Origin of the sequence: Pseudomonas simiae, assembly GCF_000934565.1 — a bacterium.
Lineage (GTDB): Bacteria > Pseudomonadota > Gammaproteobacteria > Pseudomonadales > Pseudomonadaceae > Aquipseudomonas > Aquipseudomonas simiae.
In genome coordinates, this window is record NZ_CP010896.1 from 3,702,835 (window position 1) to 3,721,062 (window position 18,228).

An 18,228-nucleotide genomic window follows, 5' to 3' on the forward strand; every position below is an offset into this window, starting at 1 on the left:
CCCACGAATTCCCTGAAAAGAGTAGTGAACATGACTCAAGTCAAACTGACCACCAACCACGGTGACATCGTCATCGAGCTGAACGCCGAGAAAGCGCCGATCACCGTCGCCAACTTCATCGAGTACGTGAACGCCGGCCACTACGAAAACACCGTTTTCCACCGTGTCATCGGCAACTTCATGATCCAGGGCGGCGGTTTCGAGCCTGGCATGAAAGAAAAGAAAGACAAGCGTCCAAGCATCCAGAACGAAGCGGACAACGGCCTTTCCAACGACAAGTACACCGTCGCCATGGCCCGTACCATGGAGCCGCATTCGGCCTCCGCGCAGTTCTTCATCAACGTCGCCGACAACGCCTTCCTCAACCACAGCGGCAAGAACGTACAGGGCTGGGGCTACGCGGTATTCGGTAAAGTGACCGAAGGCCAGGACGTCGTCGACAAGATCAAAGGCGTGCAGACCACCGGTAAAGCCGGTCACCAGGACGTTCCGGTAGAAGACGTTATCGTCGAGAAAGCCGAGATCGTTGGGTGATATTGCTGATTTCAGATTTGCATCTGGAAGAGGAGCGCCCGGATATCACCCGGGCGTTTCTGGATCTGCTCCACACCCGCGCCCGTGGCGCCCAGGCGTTGTACATTCTGGGGGACTTCTTTGAAGCCTGGATTGGCGACGATGGGATGACGCCCTTTCAGCGCTCGATTTGCGCAGCCCTGCGCGAACTGAGCGACAGCGGCACCCCGATTTTCATCATGCACGGCAACCGCGACTTCCTGATCGGCAAGGCGTTCTGCAAAGCAGCAGGTGCCACCTTGCTCAAGGACCCGAGTGTCGTGCAACTCCATGGCGAGCCCGTGCTGTTGATGCATGGCGACAGCCTCTGCACCCGCGACGTCGGCTATATGAAGCTGCGACGCATCCTGCGCAACCCGATTGTGCTGTTTATCCTGCAGCACCTGCCCCTGAGCACGCGCCATAAACTGGCACGCAAGCTGCGCAGTGAAAGCCGCGCGCAGACCCGCATGAAGGCCAACGACATCGTTGATGTTACCCCCGAGGAAGTGCCACGGGTGATGCAGCAGTTTGCCGTGCGCACCCTGGTCCACGGCCATACGCACCGCCCCGCCATTCACAAGTTGCAGATTGGCGATCAGGCGGCCAAGCGCATTGTGCTGGGGGATTGGGACAAGCAGGGCTGGGCGTTGCAGGTGGATGAGCAAGGGTTTCAGTTGGCGGCGTTTGATTTTGTGAACCCGCAATTGGCGTTGCCTGGCGCATGACCTCCCCCCTGACTCCCTGTAGATCGAGATCTGAATGTGGGAGCGGGCTTGCTCGCGAAGGCGGTGACTCAGTCGATACATGAGTTGACTGGCACACTGCCTTCGCGAGCAAGCCCGCTCCCACATTTTTGACCGCTTACATCCTGTGATCAGTGCCCGGAAGCTTCCGGCCCGGCCTTCGCGCCAAACGGCGGCTTGGCCAGCCACACCAGCAGCATCAACCCCATGAACATCCACCCCAGCAACGTGAAGTAGTCCACGGTGGACATCATGTACGCCTGGCTGGTGAGAATCTGGTCCAGCTGCGTGTAGGCCTTCTGCCCTGCCCCACCCAGTGCCTGCAGGGCATCGCGGGTGGCCGAGTCGTAGGTGGTCATGTTTTCGCTCATGTACGCATGGTGCTGGTCTGCACGGCGAATCCAGATCCAGGTGGTCAGCGACGCCGCAAAACTACCGCCCAGGGTCCGCAGGAAGGTTGCCAGGCCAGCGCCGTCGGCAATCTGGTGCGGCGGCAGGTCGGACATCAAGATGCTCAGGGTCGGCATAAAGAACAGCGCCACGCCGATACCCATGAACAGCTGCACCAGGGCGATGTGCTGGAAGTCCACTTCATTGGTGAAGCCTGCGCGCATGAAGCAACTCAAGCCGATCGCCAGGAACGCCAGCCCCGCCAGCAGGCGCAGGTCGAACTTGTGCGCGTACTTGCCGACAAACGGCGACATCAAGACCGGCAGGATGCCGATGGGCGCTACCGCCAGCCCCGCCCAGGTGGCGGTGTAGCCCATCTGGGTCTGCAGCCATTGCGGCAGGATCAGGTTGATACCGAAGAAACCCGCGTAGCCCAGAATCAACACAATGGTGCCGATACGGAAATTACGGTAGGCAAACAGCCGCAGATTCACCACCGGGTGTTTGTCGGTCATTTCCCAGATGACGAATACCGCCAGCGCAATCACCGAAATCGCCGCGCCAATGATGATGAAGTTGGATTCGAACCAATCCAGGTCATTGCCCTTGTCGAGGATGATCTGCAAGGCGCCGACACCGACAATCAGGCTCAGCAAGCCAACGTAGTCCATCGGCTGGTAACTGGTTTCGACCGGACGCTTCTTCAACTGTGAACGCACCACCATCACAGCAAAGATGCCGATGGGGACGTTAATGAAGAAGATCCACGGCCAGCTGTAGCTGTCGGTGATCCAACCGCCGAGGATCGGCCCTGCAATGGGCGCCACCACCGTGACCATCGCCAATAACGCCAGGGCCATGCCGCGCCTCGCCGGCGGGTAGACCGCGATCAGCAGGGTCTGGGTCATCGGGTACAACGGCCCGGCCACCAGGCCTTGTATGACCCGGAAGGCGATCAGTTCGGGCATCGACGTAGAAATACCACAGAGAAACGACGCCAACACAAACAGCAGGGTCGCCCACAAGAACAGCTTCACCTCGCCAAAGCGGCGGCTCAACCAGCCGGTCAGCGGCAAGGCAATCGCGTTGCTCACCGCAAACGAAGTGATCACCCAAGTGCCCTGCTCCGAACTCACGCCGAGGTTGCCGGAAATGGTCGGCAACGCCACGTTGGCGATGGTGGTGTCGAGCACCTGCATGAAGGTCGCCAGCGACAGGCCAATGGTGGCCATCAACAGGCTGGGTGGCGTGAAGGAGGCGTTATTGCTCATCAGCGTTGCACAGCCTTAGGCGCGGCGAGGCTGTTGTCATGGATCAACTGGTTGATCATGGCGTCAGCTTCAGCGAGTTGGCGGTCATACACGTTGGTGGTGAACGAGGCTTTCTGCGGCGCCTGTTGCGCCAGTACCGGGCCGCTCTGGTCGTGCAGGTCGACATTGACCAGGGTGCTCAAGCCCACGCGCAACGGATGCTTGGCCAGCTCATCGGCGTTGATATGGATACGCACCGGCACCCGTTGCACAATCTTGATCCAGTTACCCGTGGCGTTCTGCGCCGGCAGCAGGGCAAACGCGCTACCGGTACCGGCGCCCAGGCTGTCGATGGTGCCGCTGAATTTCACGTCGCTGCCGTAGATGTCCGACTCAATGTCCACCGGCTGCCCGATACGCATGTCGCGCAGTTGCGTTTCCTTGAAGTTGGCATCGATCCACAGCTGATTCAGCGGGATCACCGCCATCAATGCGGTGCCCGGTTGCACGCGTTGGCCCAGTTGCACGGTGCGCTTGGCCACATAGCCGGTGACCGGTGCGATCAGGGTGCTGCGCGCATTGGTCAGGTAGGCCTGACGCAATTGTGCGGCGGCGGCTTGCACGTCGGGGTGGGACGAGATCACGGTGTCATCCACCAAGGCATTAGTGGTTTTGAGTTGCTGCTCAAGGTTGGTCAGTGCGTTTTTCGCCGCCGTCAGGCTGTCACGGGCGTGGGACAGTTCTTCCTGGGAAATCGCCCCGCCCTGGGCCAGGGCTTTACGTCGGTTGAAGTTGTCCTGGGCGGTTTGCACGTCGGCTTTCTGCGCATTGACCTGAGCTTTCATGCCGTCGACGTTGCTGTACAAGCCACGCACCTGGCGCACGGTGCGCGCCAGGTTGGCCTGGGCACTTTGCAGGCCGACGGCGGCATCGTTCGGGTCAAAGTTGACCAGCACCTGACCCTCATGGACCAGGTCGCCATCGTCGGCGCCAATGCTGACCACGGTGCCGGTGACCAGCGGGGTGATTTCCACCACGTTGCCGTTCACGTAGGCGTCGTCGGTGCTTTCGTTGAAGCGGCCGTAGAGCTCATACCAGCCCCACACGCCCACCACCGCCAGGACGACGATCAGCGCCAGGCCGATCAGCATCACTTTGCGTTTGCGTGGGTTGTTGTCTTTAGGTTGTTCGGTTGCGTTGGTGTTTTCAGCAGTGGCCATGACAAATACCTCAAATTATTCCGTGCGTGTGGCTGGGGTGGTCGCTGCCACGTTGTCGGCGCTGTAGCCACCGCCCAGGGCCTGCATCAGTTGAATCGACAGATCGATCTGCGCGGCATTCAGGGTCGCCAGCTGGCGCTGGGCCTGCAGCAATTGCTGCTCGATGCTGAGCACGTCCAGGTAGTTACCGATCCCGGCGCTATAACGCTGCACGCCGGTGTCGTAGGACTGCTGGGCAATGTCAGCGGCATGTTGCTGGGCCTGGATCTGCCGGCCGGTGTCGCGCAGTTGTGAAAGGGTGTTGCCGATATCGCCCAGGGCTTGCACCAGGGTCTTGTTGTACTGCGCCACGGCCAGGTCATAGTCGGCGTCGCGCGCATCCAGGTCGGCGCGCAGGCGGCCGCCGTCGAAGATCGGCAGCGAAATTGTTGGTGCGATATTGAAGAAGCGGCTGGCCGAACCAAACATCGCGTCACCCAGCAACGACTCGGCCCCGGCGCTCGCGCTCAGGTTGAGGTTGGGGTAGAAGCGGGTCTTGCTCGCATCAATGCTTTTGCCCGCCGCCTCGACACGCCAGCGCGCAGCAATCAAGTCCGGGCGACGACCCAGCAGTTCAGCCGGCAGCACTGAAGGCACGGCGACCGCGCTGGGTTTCAGCACGTGGGGACGGGCCAGCTCATTGCCACGGTCCGGGCCTTTGCCGAGCAGCACCGCCAGGGCGATTTTCGCGCTCTGCAGTTGTTTTTCCGCATCAATCAGTTGCGACTGGGAGCTGGCTTCCAGGCTTTCGGTCTGTTGGTACTGGTAGTGGCTGTCGATGCCCGAGTCCAGGCGGCGTTTGCTCAGGTCAAGCATCTGCCGGGTGCGCTTGAGGTCGTCGTTGGCCAGGTCGCGCACGATGTGCGCTTGGCCCAGGTCGCTGTAAGCCTTGGCGACGTTGGCGGCCAAGGTCAGGCGCGCCGCCTGCTGATCGACCTGGGCGGCGCGCGCCTCGCCCAACGCGGCTTCCCAGGCAGCGCGCTGGCCACCCCAGAGGTCGAAGTTGTAGTTGAAGCTGGCGCCGATGTTGCGCACGGTCGAGTAGGCATCGCCCTGCCCCCGCGGGTCCTGATCCTTGGCCAGGCGTGAGCGGCTCACGCCCGCGCTAGCGTCGAGAGTCGGCATGCGCTCGGCATTGGCGGCGTAAGCGGCCGCTTCGGCCTGATGGGCACGGGCGCTGGCGACTTGCATGTCGGGGCTGTTCTGCAGGGCTTCCTGGATCAGGCCGTCCAGCTGTGGGTCGCCGAGGCTTTTCCACCAGTCAGCGGTGGGCCAGGCGGCGCTCGACAAGGTCATGCCGCTGAGGGACTTACCGGCTTGCAAGGTGCTGGCGTCGAGGCGTTTGCCTTGGGTGTCGAGGCCGCTGTAGTTGGCGCAACCGGCCATGCTCATGGCCACGAGCACCAGGCATAAGGCGCGTGTGTTCATTGATTACCTACCCGCTGGATGACGATGGCGTCACCGGCAGCTACCAGAATTTTCTTGAGGATGCGCTCCAGGGTCTGCAACTCGCCGGGCTCCAGGGCACCCGCCAATTCGTTCATCGACTGGGCGCCGATGTACGGCAGCATGTCCGCCAGGCGCTTGCCGTCTTCCGTAAGCACCAACCGCACCTGGCGCCGGTCCTGCTCGGAACGCTGGCGCGCGAGCAAGCCTTTCTGCTCCAGGCGGTCGAGCATGCGGGTCATGGAACCGCTGTCCAGGGACAGGTTGCGGCACAGCTCCGCCGGGGTATCCACGTCGAACTGGGCGATGATGATCAACACCTTGAACTGCGCGGCTGTCACGCCGTGCGGCTCCATATGGGTGTCGATAATGCGGTCCTTGAGCAGCGCCGCCCGGCCCAGGAGAAGGCCGAGGTGGCAGTTGCGAAAGCTGTCAGGGGTGAAGTGGGGCATCGGAAGTCACCTTATTACTGCCTAGGCAGTGAATGTATGACAAGATGTTACTGCTTAGGCAGCGAATGTCAAATGGAATTATTAGCTTGCTTGGTATCTGGCGGATGAGTGGCGGTGTTCTAAGGATCGTCTGATTTTTCCTGCGCTCGGCCACCCCTAGAGTGCCGGGATGAGATTAAAGAGCTACCTGCACCAGATCAGCCCCGTACTATCCACGCCCAATGCCGCGCGTCGCCTGTTGCGCATTTTTGCGTTGGTACTGTTGGTGGGCATCTTGGGCGGTGTGTACAGCTTCCTGCTATTCACCTTCAACAATGAGATCTCCCAGCGGCGCAGCTACATGAGCAGCGCCATTGCCGAGGCGCATACGTTTTTCACCACCCGTGAAGCCGTGCTGGAAAGCCTCAGCCTGTCGGCGACACGCAATGTTAAACTGGACCTGCCGGTCTCCGATGAAGAGATCCGCCTGTTGCTGGGAAACACCCCGGGCAAGCAATGGAGTATCTGGCTGACCGAACGCATGCGTGCCTTCTTGAAGTCCAAGCAGCTCAACCTGCTGTATGTCAGCACGGATGCCCAGGTGCTGCGGCTATACGATGCGACGCCCGTGGCTGCGGATTTTCCCGCGGCCATGCTTGAGCAATTGCACGCCCTCAAGCAGCAGAAAACCCTGCAGGAACTCTGGCTGACCCATGCCACGGACGGTCACTCACAGCTGTACATCTTCATTCGCCTGGATGAGCGCGACCTGAACTCCGGCTGGCTCGGCCTGGAAATGGACGACCGTGAAGTCTCTAACGCCTTGAGTGATCACAGCGCTGGCGACTTCACCATGTTCAATACCCAGGGTATGCCGCTATTCAGCAACAGCCATAGACCACCACCAGGACAAAATCTGCCGCACCTGCGCCAGCAGGACTTCTTCGGCTTTGTCGGCGATGGCTGGCTGCCCGAGCAAATTGTGCTGCGCAAACAACTGAAGTCTTCGGACTGGCAGCTCACCTACTCCATCGACCTGCGCGCGGTCCTGTGGGCACTCTGGCCGCAGATGCTCGGCGCCCTGCTGTTCTGCCTGCTGACCATCAGCCTGGTGTGCCTGCTGACCCGCCGCTTGGAACACCGCTTCATCACCCCGGCGATCCACCGCATCCAGGCGCTGGTGGAAAGCGAGCTGTTCAGCCGCGACGTGATCCAGACGGCCCCCGTAGCGCTGTGCGTGCTACGTCGCACCGATGGCGCAGAGGTACTGAAAAACACCCTTGCCCAACAATGGCTCGGCGAACGTGGCGCACAACTCGGTCCCGGCTGGATCCGTCAGGCGTTCGACCCCGACGCACCGTCCCTCACCGACTACTTCGAAGCCGCCGACGGCCGCCATCTGTACCTGAGCTGCGCGCCCACCCGCTACAAAGGCGAAGACGTGTTGCTCTGCGCCTTCAGCGATATCAGCGCGCGCACGCAGATCGAAGCGGCGCTGGAACAGGCACGCCAGTCCGCCGACGCAGCCAACGAAGCGAAGACACTGTTCCTGGCCACCATGAGCCATGAAATCCGCACGCCCCTGTACGGCGTACTCGGCACCCTCGAACTGCTCGCCCGCACCCGCCTGGATGCCCAGCAGAAAAGCTACCTGCACGCCATCGAAGGATCGTCTGCGACGCTGCTGCAACTGATCTGCGACGTGCTCGACGTGTCGAAAATCGAAGCCGGACAACTGGCCCTGGAATTAAGCGAGTTCTGTGTGCCGACCCTGGTACAGGAAGTGGTGCAAGGCTATGCGGCAGCGGCACACAGCAAAGGCTTGCAGCTGTATGCCTGCCTCGACCCGCAACTGCCCCGGCGCTTGATCGGCGACGCCAGCCGCGTGCGCCAGATCCTCAACAACCTGCTGAGCAACGCCGTCAAGTTCACCGACTCCGGTCGCGTGGTGCTGCGGGTCAAAAAGCTCGGCCGCGAAGGCGAACGGGTGTGCCTGCAATGGCAAATTTCCGACACCGGCAAAGGCATCGCCCCTGCCGACCAGGCGTTCATCTTTGAACCGTTCTACCAGAGCGAAGGCAACTCCCATGTGATCGCCGGCACCGGCCTGGGCCTGCCAATCTGTCTGCGCCTGACCCACTTGATGAACGGCACACTACGCATGGTCAGCGAGCCGGGACTGGGCAGCAGCTTTTCACTGACCGTGCCACTGGAGCAACCTTCCGGCAACGCGCCGCAGAGCTTGCAGGCACTGGCGCCGGAGATCGTGTATGTGCTGTCGCCGATCCGCGAACTGGCCGACAGTCTCTGCGGCTGGCTGCGCCGCTGGGGCGCGCGCGCGCAGGTCGGTCTGCCGACCAGCACGCAGCTGGCGGGGCACTGTGTATTGCTTGAACTCATGGAACGCCGCCTCGACTTGCCCTGGCAGGGGCCACGGGTACTGGCCAGCAATGACGGAGCCCACGAACCGCAGTTCAACGGCGATGGCTGGCAGGTCAACCTGAACGACCTGGACGCGATCCAACAAGCGGTTCGCCACGCCCAGAACGGCCAAGTCGTGCCACCCCAGACGCGCTGCGAAGCGCGCGACCTGCGCCCCTTGCACCTGCACATCCTGGTGGCCGAAGACAACGTCATCAACCAGTTGATCCTGCGCGACCAGCTTGAGGAACTCGGGTGCAGCGTGGAACTGGCCGGTGATGGAGAAGACGCCTTGGCACGCTGGCACGAAGGCACCTTTGACGTCGTCCTCACCGACGTCAACATGCCTAGGCTCAACGGCTACGAACTGGCCGAAGCACTCCGGCGGCTGGGCTGTACCACCCCGATCATCGGCGCCACCGCCAACGCCCTGCGCGGAGAAGAGGCCTTGTGCCTGGCGGCCGGCATGAATCACTGCCTGGTCAAACCCTTTACGCTGCGAGCCTTGTCCACTGTCCTGGCTCCCTACGAACGAGCCACCCATGAAGCCCTGTAGCATTTTGATTGTCGAAGACCATCCCTTTCAGCACCTGTATTTGCAGAACCTGTTCAGCGAGTTGGGCGATTTCGACCTGGTGTGCGCCAGGGACGGTGAAGAAGCACTGGCCTGCCTGAAACAACGTGATTTCGACCTGGTGCTCACCGACCTGCTGATGCCGGGCATGGACGGCGTGCAATTTATCCAGGGCCTCGCTGCGCAACCGTCACGTCCGGCGCTGGCAATTATGAGCGCCGCGTCGCGGCGCATGCTGATGGGTGCGAGCCTGGTGGCGAGCAACCTGCAAGTGAAGGTGATCGGGCTGATCTCCAAGCCGGTGAATGCCGCCGCTTTGCGCTGCCTGACCGATCAGTTGCAAGCGCTGCGTCAGGTCGCACCGGCAGAGATCCAGCCGGGTATTGATTGCCAAAGCCTGATGAACGCCCTGGTCAATGGTGACCTGCAAGCCTGGTTCCAGCCCAAGAAGGCCCTGAGCAATGGCCGCATCGTCGCGGCCGAAGCCTTGGTGCGCTGGGCCCACCCCGAGCATGGGCTGTTATTGCCCGGTGTGTTCCTGCCGGCATTGATTGCCTGCAACCTGGAGGAACGCCTGTTGTGGTGCGTGCTGAAACAGGCGATGGCCGCCCAAGCCACGTGGCGCCAACAAGGCTACGACATCCCGGTATCGATCAACTTGCCCACTCACCTGCTCAACAGCCACGACCTGCCCGACCGCATCCAGGCGTTCGTGCTGGAACACCAGGGCTTGCCCGCGCGCATCTGTTTCGAGCTGATGGAGTGCTCGGTACCGGATGACATCAGCAACTTCTACGCTGGGGCCTGTCGCTTGCGCATCAAGGGCTTTGGCTTGTCCCAAGATGATTTCGGCAAAGGCTACAGCTCGTACATGAACCTGGTATCGGCGCCTTTCACCGAGTTGAAAATCGACCGTGCACTGGTGCAAGGCTGCAACGCCAACGAGGAACTGGCCCAGGCGCTCACCAGCATCGTCAGCCTGGGACGCCAGCTGGGTTTGATCGTGGTGGCTGAAGGTGTAGAAACCGCGCAAGAACTTGCGCTGTTGCGTAAAATCGACTGCACTCAGGTCCAAGGATTCCTGATCTCCCACGCCGTGTCTGCGGATCAGTTCCAGCAATTGCTGACCCACGACGGTCCGGCGAGCGCCTATTGACCCGCCGGCCGGGTGTGGTCGAACGCCGTTAGCTTGCGAGGTCACCGCGTCATGCATCACCCCAACGCCTTCCTGGAGAAACTTACCAGCAGTTCGCTGCGCCTGAACAAAGGCTTGCTGGTGCTGGGAGCCTTGGTACTGTTGCTGCTGGGCATCAGCTATCTGGGGGTGCAGCGCATGGTTCAGGAGCAGCGCGACACCTTGCAGTTCCACTTCGCCCGGCTGATGGAAAACATCCGCGAGCAGGAAGCGTTCCTCGGCGATATCTCGCGGGGCAGCAGCACGGGTAAGTTCAACCCCTCGGCCATGCTGCCGCCCTACGTGCAAAAACACCTGCCTGAAGAAGGCGCCAATATCTATGAAGGCCGCGGGCTGCCGTTTTCCCTGCCCTATAGCCTGAAGATCAACCCGCAAAAGGTCGCCGTCGACCAATACCCCAAAGTGTTCGCGCTGGGCACCTACCTGTCCGCCTACTACAGTGCCTTCTGGGCGGCATCCCACTACCAATCCCCGCAAGTGGTGGTGGTCAACGGCCCGGACAACTTCGACATCAGCGTGCCCGCCACCGGCCGACTGCGCGATGGCGGCCACGTGCAGATCGGTGCACTGGTGGAGGTGATAACCCAAGTGAACAAGCGCCTGCACCTGCAGAACGCGTCATTGCCAGATCATCCCGTGCGCTGGGAACCCTACCATCCCGCGTCCGATGACAAGGGCGCCCCTGTGCTGCTGGGCTATGTCGACATCAACCTGGCCTCGACCGCGCTGACCATCGACGGCGCCAGTACTTGGGTGGTGGTGGCCTCGTTGCTGGACCTGGCCAAGGTCAATAACATCGAGCGGCTGATGCAATGGTCGATCTACGACGACTTCACCCTGATCACGCCCGCCGGTGTAGTGCTGACCGGTGCGACGAAGCCCGGCCAGGTGCTGAACGAGGGCATAAACTTCACCCGTGATGGCCTGGTGTTCAAGTTGACCAGCCAGGGCGAGCAACACTGGACGGCGATCTATGTGATCAGCGTGCAGCGTTTTCTCGACTATGCGATGTGGCCATTACTGTGCCTGGTGGCCGTGGCGCTGGCGATGCTGGGGTGCAGTCGGGCGTTCACGCGTTGGTACACCGTACGGGTGGTCCTTCCCGCCCATCAGGCCCATGCCAGTATCGCCGAAAGCGAGGCCTTCAGCCGTGCACTCATCGACACGGCCCCGATCGGTTTGTGCGTGATCCGTCGCAGTGATCATCACGTACTCCTGCAGAACCAGCACGCCCTGCAATGGCAAGACGCTCGCCCCTTGTACGACTTGCTCAAGCAACAGCCTCACACCGCACCGGGCCAGGCCGACCTGGAAAGCCGCGGCCGGCATCTGCACGTGGCGTTCGTGCCCACTCGCTATCAGAGCCAGGACGCGTGGTTGTGCGTGGTGCATGACGTGACCCGGCATATCGAAGACGCTGCCGCCCTGGAAGAAGCGCGTCAGGCCGCAGACTCGGCGAGCCAGGCCAAGAGCCGTTTCCTCGCGACTATGAGCCATGAAATTCGCACGCCGTTGTATGGCGTGCTGGGCACCCTGGAGCTGCTTGGCCTGACGTCACTCGCGCCACGCCAGCAGGATTACCTGCAGACCATCCAGCGTTCTTCCACCACCTTGTTCCAGTTGATCAGCGATGTATTGGATGTGTCGAAGATCGAGGCCGGGCAAATGACCCTCGAACTCCAGGATTTCTGCCCCCTGGAACTGACGGAAGACTGCGTGCGCACCTACGGCGCATTCGCCCGCTCCAAGGGCTTGCAGCTGTATGCCTGCATCGACGCGAACCTGCCGGACAGGTTACGCGGTGACCCGCTGCGTATCCGCCAGATCCTCAATAACCTGCTGAGCAATGCGATCAAGTTCACCGATAACGGGCGCGTGGTGCTGCGCCTGCGGGGCCTGGAAACCAGCGATGGGCGGGTCGAGTTGCAGTGGCAAGTCAGCGACTCTGGCGTGGGCATTGCCCAAGCACAACAGCATCAACTATTCGACCCGTTCTACCAGGCCGAAGATGCCACCCGACAGGCCGGCGCCGGCCTGGGCCTGGCCATCTGCAAATGGCTGTGCGAGTTGATGCACGGCCAACTGAACGTGGTCAGCGAACCCGGCCTGGGCAGCAGCTTTACCCTGCAAGTCGCGCTGGAGTCCGTGCCCGGCACCTTGGCCGATTGCCCCGTCTTCAGACCCGACACGCCGGCTGTCTACGTGCGCGCGCCGGAAGCGGAGCGGACGCAATGCATGATCGACTGGCTCAAACGCCTGGGGCTCGACAGCCGCGTATGTGCCGCCGACACACCCGCCGCCGCGCTGCTGGTGGATTTCACCCATGACCCGGCATGGCCCGGCACACGCATCATCGCCAGCGCCGGAGGGCCGAGCCCGGCGCAACCGTACGGCAGCGATTGGGCGGTCGACGCCAACGATGTTCGCGCCATCGCCTGGGCGGTCTACCTGGCGCAGCACGGTGCCGAGGCCGACCATCGCCCCGCGCCACCCACCCAGGCACGCCCGCTGAACCTGCAGGTACTGGTGGCCGAGGACAATGTGATCAACGCGGCCATCATCCAGGAGCAACTGGAAGCCCTGGGCTGCTCGGTGGTACTCACCTCCGACGGCGAACAGGCACTGACCCAATGGTTGCCCGGACGCTTCGACCTGGTGCTGACCGACGTGAATATGCCGGTAATGAACGGCTATCAGTTGGCCGAAGCATTGCGCCGACAAGATGCCACGTTGCCGATTATCGGGATAACCGCCAATGCCATGCGCGAAGAAGGCGAACACTGTACGGCTGTTGGCATGAACGGGTGGATGGTCAAGCCGCTGAACCTCGCCACCTTGCGTGCGCAATTGGAAAAACACTGCAAGATCGAAGTGCCCGCCGTCGTCGATATGCCGCCGCTGTCGCCCAAGATGCGCGAACTGTTTGTCACCACGCTGCGTCAGGATGTGCACACCACCCTGGCCGCATTGGACAACCAGGACGCCAGCGGCACGGCGCAACAATTGCACAGCATGGCCGGAGCCCTCGGCGCGGTGCAGCTCGTTGATTTGGCCAACGCCTTTGTCGAACTGGAACTGCGCCTGACCGGCATGGCCATCACGCCCACGCTTGCCCTGGAAGTACGGCGCAACCTGGCTCGCCTCACGGCATTGCTCGACTCCTTTGAATAATTTCACTCTGGATAATCAACCCATGGAAACCCTCAACGTAGTCATTGCAGACGATCACCCCATCGTGCTGGTCGGGGTACGGGAGCTGGTCGAGCGCGACAAGCGTTTTCGCGTGGTGGGCGAAGCCGTGTGCTCCAACGAACTGGTGACGCTACTGGAAAACACTGCAGTGGACCTGGTGATCACCGACTTCAATATGCCGGCGGACTCGCCCTACGGCGATGGCCTGAAGTTAGTGGAATACCTGGTGCGGCATTTCCCCAAGGTACGCGTGCTGGTGCTGACGATGATCTCCAATCCGCTGATCCTCACGCGCTTGCAGGAAGTGGGCGTGCTGGCCGTGATCCAGAAAAACCAACTGCACAATGAGATTCAGGCCGTGCTCAAGGCCATCGCCCGGGGCATCCCGGTACGCAGCAAGGGCCCGCAACCGACCTCGGTACTGGAATCGTCCGATCTCGATGAGCGCTTCACTCGGTTATCCCCAAAGGAACATGAGATCCTGCGTTTGTTTATCTCAGGACAAAGTGTCAATGAAATTGCGCGAGGTTTGAACCGCAGCGCCAAAACCATCAGCACACAAAAAGTCTCGGCCATGCGCAAGTTGGAAGTCGGCAGCGATCAGGACTTGTTGGCTTATTGCATAGAGCGCAACTTGTTCAACTAACACCGGTTTCTAGGGATCGTCTGATGTCCCACTCACCGCTGCAGCCTTATTGTGTTGTTTTAACCCCAACATGGAAAAAACAACATGAAACAGCTGTCTCGCACACTTCTGGCATTGTCGATCTTCGCCGCTGGTAATGCGTTTGCCGCCGACCCACCGGCAACCCCTACCAAAGCCGGTAGCGGCACCATCAACTTCACCGGCAGCATCAACAATGATGCTTGCTCTGTTGAAGGCATCGGTGAGAACAAAACTATCTCGGTCAGCATGGGCGAAGTGTCGATCAAGGACATAGGCACAGCCACCGCACCGAAAGGCAACGGCACCCTGAGCGCCGAGAACTTCGGCATGACGATCAACTGCAACGCTGGCACCAAGGTGGCGATGATCTTCCAACCGACCAAAGGCGCCGGCTCCGGCATCGTGACCGGCACCAAAGTGTTGAAGCTGACCGACGGCCTGGGCGCCGCCAAGAACATCGGTATCGCCCTGCTCGACTCCAATGGCGCGCTGATCGACCTGAGCTCGCCGACCGCCGCGAAGGTCGAGAACACCCTGCAAGACAGCAATACCACGCTGAAATTCTCGGCTGCCTACGTCACCACCGCTGACGCCGCCTCCGCCGTGGCCGGTCGCGCCGATGCCACCCTGCCATTCACCCTGCAGTACGAATAAGCCCAACCTGTTGCGGGGCCTGCGGGCCTCGCATACCTCTCAAACATAGCGGTAGCCATTATGTTTTTTCGCTATTCACTGTCCCTCTGTGCGGGTCTGCTCGGCCTGTTTGCGGTCGGCCAGGCCACAGCCGGCATTTCGTTGAGCAGCACACGCCTGGTGTTCGACGGCCAGCACAAAGAAGCCGGTATCACCGTACGCAACAGCGGCGAGGACATATTGATTCAGTCCTGGGTCGACACGGACGACGCCGACGCAAGCTCCGTACCGTTCGCCGTCACCCCGCCGCTGGCGCGGGTCACCAGCAATGAGCAACAACTGTTGCGGGTGATCTACGAAGGCACGGGCATGCCCACCGACCGCGAGTCCGTCGTTTGGCTCAACGTGCAGGAAATTCCCAAGGCCTCGAAAACCGAGAACACCTTGCAGCTTGCCGTGCGCCAGCGCATCAAGGTGTTCTTTCGCCCAGCCGGCATGAAAAACAACGCCTACCTGGCGCCGACCGAACTGCGCTGGCAACTGGCCGAGCACGGCGGCAAGCCTGTGCTGCGGGTGAGCAACCCTGGGGCTTATCACGTGTCGATTGCCGACATTACCCTGCAGGCCGGTGCCGTCAGCGAACACCCATTCGATACGATGATGATTGCGCCAGGCGAACAAAAAGAGTTCGTCCTCAAACAACTTCCGGTCACTAATACAGCGCACTTGAAGTTCAGCAGTATTAATGACTATGGCGCACAAGATCCCTACAGCGCGCAAATTTCCAACAGCGCTCAAATAAGCGCCAGTTTGAACAAAGAATCACCATAACGCGCCTGCCCTTCGCGCAGCCACACTTTCACTGTATTTCTCTTCGCTCCGTTAGTTCGTATCGGAGGTGATATAGGGTTCCTGCATGTTTTTATTCAAGCGCGATAGTCTGGCGCCACTTTTGATTGCCGTGGGCTTCAGCTCGGTCTGTCACGCCGACGGCGATGAACACTTCAATACTTCGTTTTTACAGGGCGCAGCGGCGTCGGTCGACCTGCAGTCGTTGCTCGCCAGCAGCAGCGTGCTCCCCGGCAATTACCGGGTTGACCTGTATGGTAACGACACCCTGGTAGGCCGACGCGATATCGACTTTCGCCGCAACCCTTCGAACGGCCGGGTCGAGGCCTGCCTGACCCTGGAGATGCTGCAACAAGTGGGCGTCGATATCGGCGCCTTACAGGCCAACGGGAAACTCGTCGACACCGATCCCAACGCCTGTCTCGACCTGCCCGCACTGATCGAACACGCCAGCGTTCGCTACGACGTACCGCGCCTGCGCTTGCTGGTCAGTGTGCCGCAACGCGCCATGGAGCGCGGGCGCCGCGGTTATGTCGATCCGGCCCTGTGGGACGATGGCGTACCCGCCGCGTTCATGAACTACCAGTTGAGCAGCAACCGCAGCAGCAACGACGCCAACACCACGCTTTCAAACAACCTGGGCCTGCGCAACGGTATCAACCTCGGGGGCTGGCGCCTGCGCAACGAGTCGAACTTCAGCAGCAGCACCGGCCGCTCCAGCACGTTCAAGAGCAACCGCAGCTACCTGCAACATGACCTGACCGCCTTGAAGGGGCAGTTCAGCGCCGGGGACATTTTTTCGGATGCCGACCTGTTTGACAGCGTGCGCTATCGCGGCCTGAAGATGGCCTCTGATGACGGCATGCGCGCCGACAGCGAACGCGGCTACGCGCCGATCATCCGGGGCGTTGCGCAGTCCAGCGCCACCGTGGAGATCCGCCAGAACAACTACATCCTCTATACCGCCAACGTGCCGCCGGGGCCGTTCGAAATCAGTGACATTTACCCCAGCGGCTCCAACGGCGACCTTGAAGTGACGGTGATCGAGGCGGACGGCCGTCGCCGGGTCACGGTGCAGGCGTTTTCCAGCTTGCCGATCATGGTGCGTGAAGGCCAGGTGAAATACAGCCTCTCGGCCGGTCAGTACAACAGCAACAGTGACGGGCAGAAAACCCCGCAGTTTGTCAGCAGCACCCTGGCCTATGGCATCAGCAGCAACCTGTCGGGGATCGTCGGGGTGCAGGCCACGCAGGACTTCCAGGCGCTGTCGGTCGGGGCCGGGCGCAACACATCGATTGGTGCGGTGTCGCTGGACATGACCCACTCCGCCAGCCGTACCTTCGGCCGGCAGGTCACGGGCAACAGCCTGCGCGCGCTGTATGCCAAGACCTTTACCGGCACCGACACCAACTTCACCCTAGCGGCCTATAGGTACTCGACCGAGGGCTATCGCACCCTCACCGAACATGTCGAGGAATTGAGCAGCGACGGCCGGACACACCTCGGCAACTCGAAAACCCGCACCGACCTGACCGTCAACCAGAGCCTGGGGCGCAACCAGCAGTTCGGCAGTGTGTACCTGAACGCCAGCGACCAGCGCTACTGGGGACGCGGCGGCGCGCAAAGCTTGTCGGCGGGCTACAGCAATTACTGGAGAGACGTGACCTACAACCTCAGCGCCACGCACACCAAGGATGTGGGCAACTACGGGCCGTCGAACAACGACACGTTGATTAACCTGTCACTGTCGTTTCCGCTGGGCTCGAAGCCCCGTGCGCCGAGGGCATTCGTTTCTGCCAGCACGCAAAAAGACAACGACACCACGCAAATGGGCGTCAACGGCTACCTGACGGAAGACAGCAACACCTATTATTCGCTGCAAGCCGGCAACAGCAGCACGGGCGGCAGCACCGGTTCGGCCAACCTCAGCACCCGCACGGCGTTGATGGACATCAGCGGTGGCTACAGCCAGGGCCGTGGGTACAGCGCACAGAACCTCAATGTGGCCGGGTCAGTGGTGGCCCACGCGGGCGGTATCAACCTGGGACAGACCGTGGGCGAGACCTTTGCGCTGGCGCAAGTCGAAGGCGTGCCCGGTGTGAAGATCAGCAGTTTCTCCGGCGCCAGGACTGGCAGCAACGGCTATGCAGTGATCCCCAATACGCAGCCTTATCGGGTTAACTGGATCAGCCTGGACACCCGCGACCTGGGCGCTGATATCGAAATCGATAACGCCACCCAGCAAGTTGTCCCTCGGCGCGGGGCCGTGGTCTTGGCGCGCTATGCCAGCAAGAGCGGGCGCCGCGTGCAGTTCGCCTTGTTCGACGCCCAACATCGGCCGATCCCGTTTGGCGCGTCGCTGGAAAGCATGGCGGGCAAGCAGATGGCGATCGCCGATCCGGGTGGCAAGGCGTTGGCCTTGGTGGAAGAAGATACGGGTACGCTGGTGATCAAATGGGCCGACCAGCACTGCCAGGCGCCTTATGCGTTGGGCGAACGCAACAAGGCGCTGAACTACGAGCGGGTAGCACTCACCTGCGCGCCGAACCCGTAAGCACCTCGTCAAACACGCTGGCCCAAATCCATGTCGGAGTATGGGCACGCTAAGCCGGGCGAGGTGCCG

General features: G+C 61.4%; 13 protein-coding genes. 9 read left to right on the plus strand and 4 right to left on the minus strand.

Going from position 1 to position 18,228, the window contains the following annotated elements; translation table 11 throughout:
- Positions 1–30: 30 nt before the first annotated feature.
- Positions 31–534, plus strand: a complete 504-nt coding sequence (locus PF1751_RS16595) for a peptidylprolyl isomerase (RefSeq protein WP_010209496.1) — start codon at positions 31–33, stop codon at positions 532–534.
- Positions 531–1,280, plus strand: a complete 750-nt coding sequence (lpxH, locus tag PF1751_RS16600; protein ID WP_044287373.1) for a UDP-2,3-diacylglucosamine diphosphatase — start codon at positions 531–533, stop codon at positions 1,278–1,280. The genes PF1751_RS16595 and lpxH overlap by 4 nt, the downstream gene beginning before the upstream one ends.
- A 149-nt stretch (positions 1,281–1,429) precedes the next feature.
- Here lpxH and PF1751_RS16605 read toward each other — a convergent pair whose 3' ends face one another.
- The 4 genes from PF1751_RS16605 to PF1751_RS16620 are packed head-to-tail and all read right to left on the minus strand — an operon-like array spanning position 1,430 to position 6,095.
- Positions 1,430–2,959: a DHA2 family efflux MFS transporter permease subunit gene (locus PF1751_RS16605; protein WP_010209494.1), complete on the minus strand. Its 1,530-nt coding sequence runs from the start codon at positions 2,957–2,959 to the stop codon at positions 1,430–1,432.
- Positions 2,959–4,158, minus strand: a complete 1,200-nt coding sequence (locus tag PF1751_RS16610) for an HlyD/EmrA/EmrK family protein (RefSeq protein WP_010209492.1) — start codon at positions 4,156–4,158, stop codon at positions 2,959–2,961. The genes PF1751_RS16605 and PF1751_RS16610 overlap by 1 nt, the downstream gene beginning before the upstream one ends.
- Positions 4,159–4,173: 15 nt before the next feature.
- Positions 4,174–5,625: an efflux transporter outer membrane subunit gene (locus tag PF1751_RS16615; RefSeq protein ID WP_010209491.1), complete on the minus strand. Its 1,452-nt coding sequence runs from the start codon at positions 5,623–5,625 to the stop codon at positions 4,174–4,176.
- Positions 5,622–6,095, minus strand: a complete 474-nt coding sequence (locus tag PF1751_RS16620; RefSeq protein ID WP_010209489.1) for a MarR family winged helix-turn-helix transcriptional regulator — start codon at positions 6,093–6,095, stop codon at positions 5,622–5,624. Before PF1751_RS16620 ends, PF1751_RS16615 begins: the two co-directional genes overlap by 4 nt.
- Positions 6,096–6,264: 169 nt before the next feature.
- Here PF1751_RS16620 and PF1751_RS16625 point away from each other — a divergent pair, with 169 nt between their 5' ends.
- From PF1751_RS16625 to PF1751_RS16655, 7 genes are all read left to right on the plus strand, one after another.
- Positions 6,265–9,051, plus strand: coding sequence for an ATP-binding protein (locus tag PF1751_RS16625; protein ID WP_044287374.1), 2,787 nt, complete (start codon positions 6,265–6,267; stop codon positions 9,049–9,051).
- Positions 9,038–10,225 carry a response regulator cyclic di-GMP phosphodiesterase PvrR gene (gene pvrR / locus PF1751_RS16630; RefSeq protein ID WP_010209487.1) on the plus strand — a complete coding sequence of 396 codons (1,188 nt, stop codon included), beginning with the start codon at positions 9,038–9,040 and terminating at the stop codon, positions 10,223–10,225. Before PF1751_RS16625 ends, pvrR begins: the two co-directional genes overlap by 14 nt.
- A gap of 51 nt (positions 10,226–10,276) precedes the next feature.
- Complete coding sequence (locus PF1751_RS16635) at positions 10,277–13,435, plus strand: hybrid sensor histidine kinase/response regulator (protein ID WP_044287376.1); 3,159 nt, start codon at positions 10,277–10,279, stop codon at positions 13,433–13,435.
- A gap of 22 nt (positions 13,436–13,457) precedes the next feature.
- On the plus strand, positions 13,458–14,102 hold the full coding sequence (locus PF1751_RS16640) for a response regulator (protein ID WP_010209485.1): 645 nt from the start codon (positions 13,458–13,460) through the stop codon (positions 14,100–14,102).
- 84 nt (positions 14,103–14,186) lie between these two features.
- Positions 14,187–14,777 (plus strand): fimbrial protein, encoded by a 591-nt coding sequence (locus PF1751_RS16645; protein ID WP_010209484.1) that lies wholly within the window; start codon positions 14,187–14,189, stop codon positions 14,775–14,777.
- Between the two features lie 60 nt (positions 14,778–14,837).
- Positions 14,838–15,587 (plus strand): fimbrial biogenesis chaperone, encoded by a 750-nt coding sequence (locus PF1751_RS16650; protein ID WP_010209483.1) that lies wholly within the window; start codon positions 14,838–14,840, stop codon positions 15,585–15,587.
- An 85-nt stretch (positions 15,588–15,672) separates the two neighbouring features.
- Complete coding sequence (locus PF1751_RS16655; RefSeq protein WP_010209482.1) at positions 15,673–18,159, plus strand: fimbria/pilus outer membrane usher protein; 2,487 nt, start codon at positions 15,673–15,675, stop codon at positions 18,157–18,159.
- Positions 18,160–18,228 lie beyond the last annotated feature (69 nt).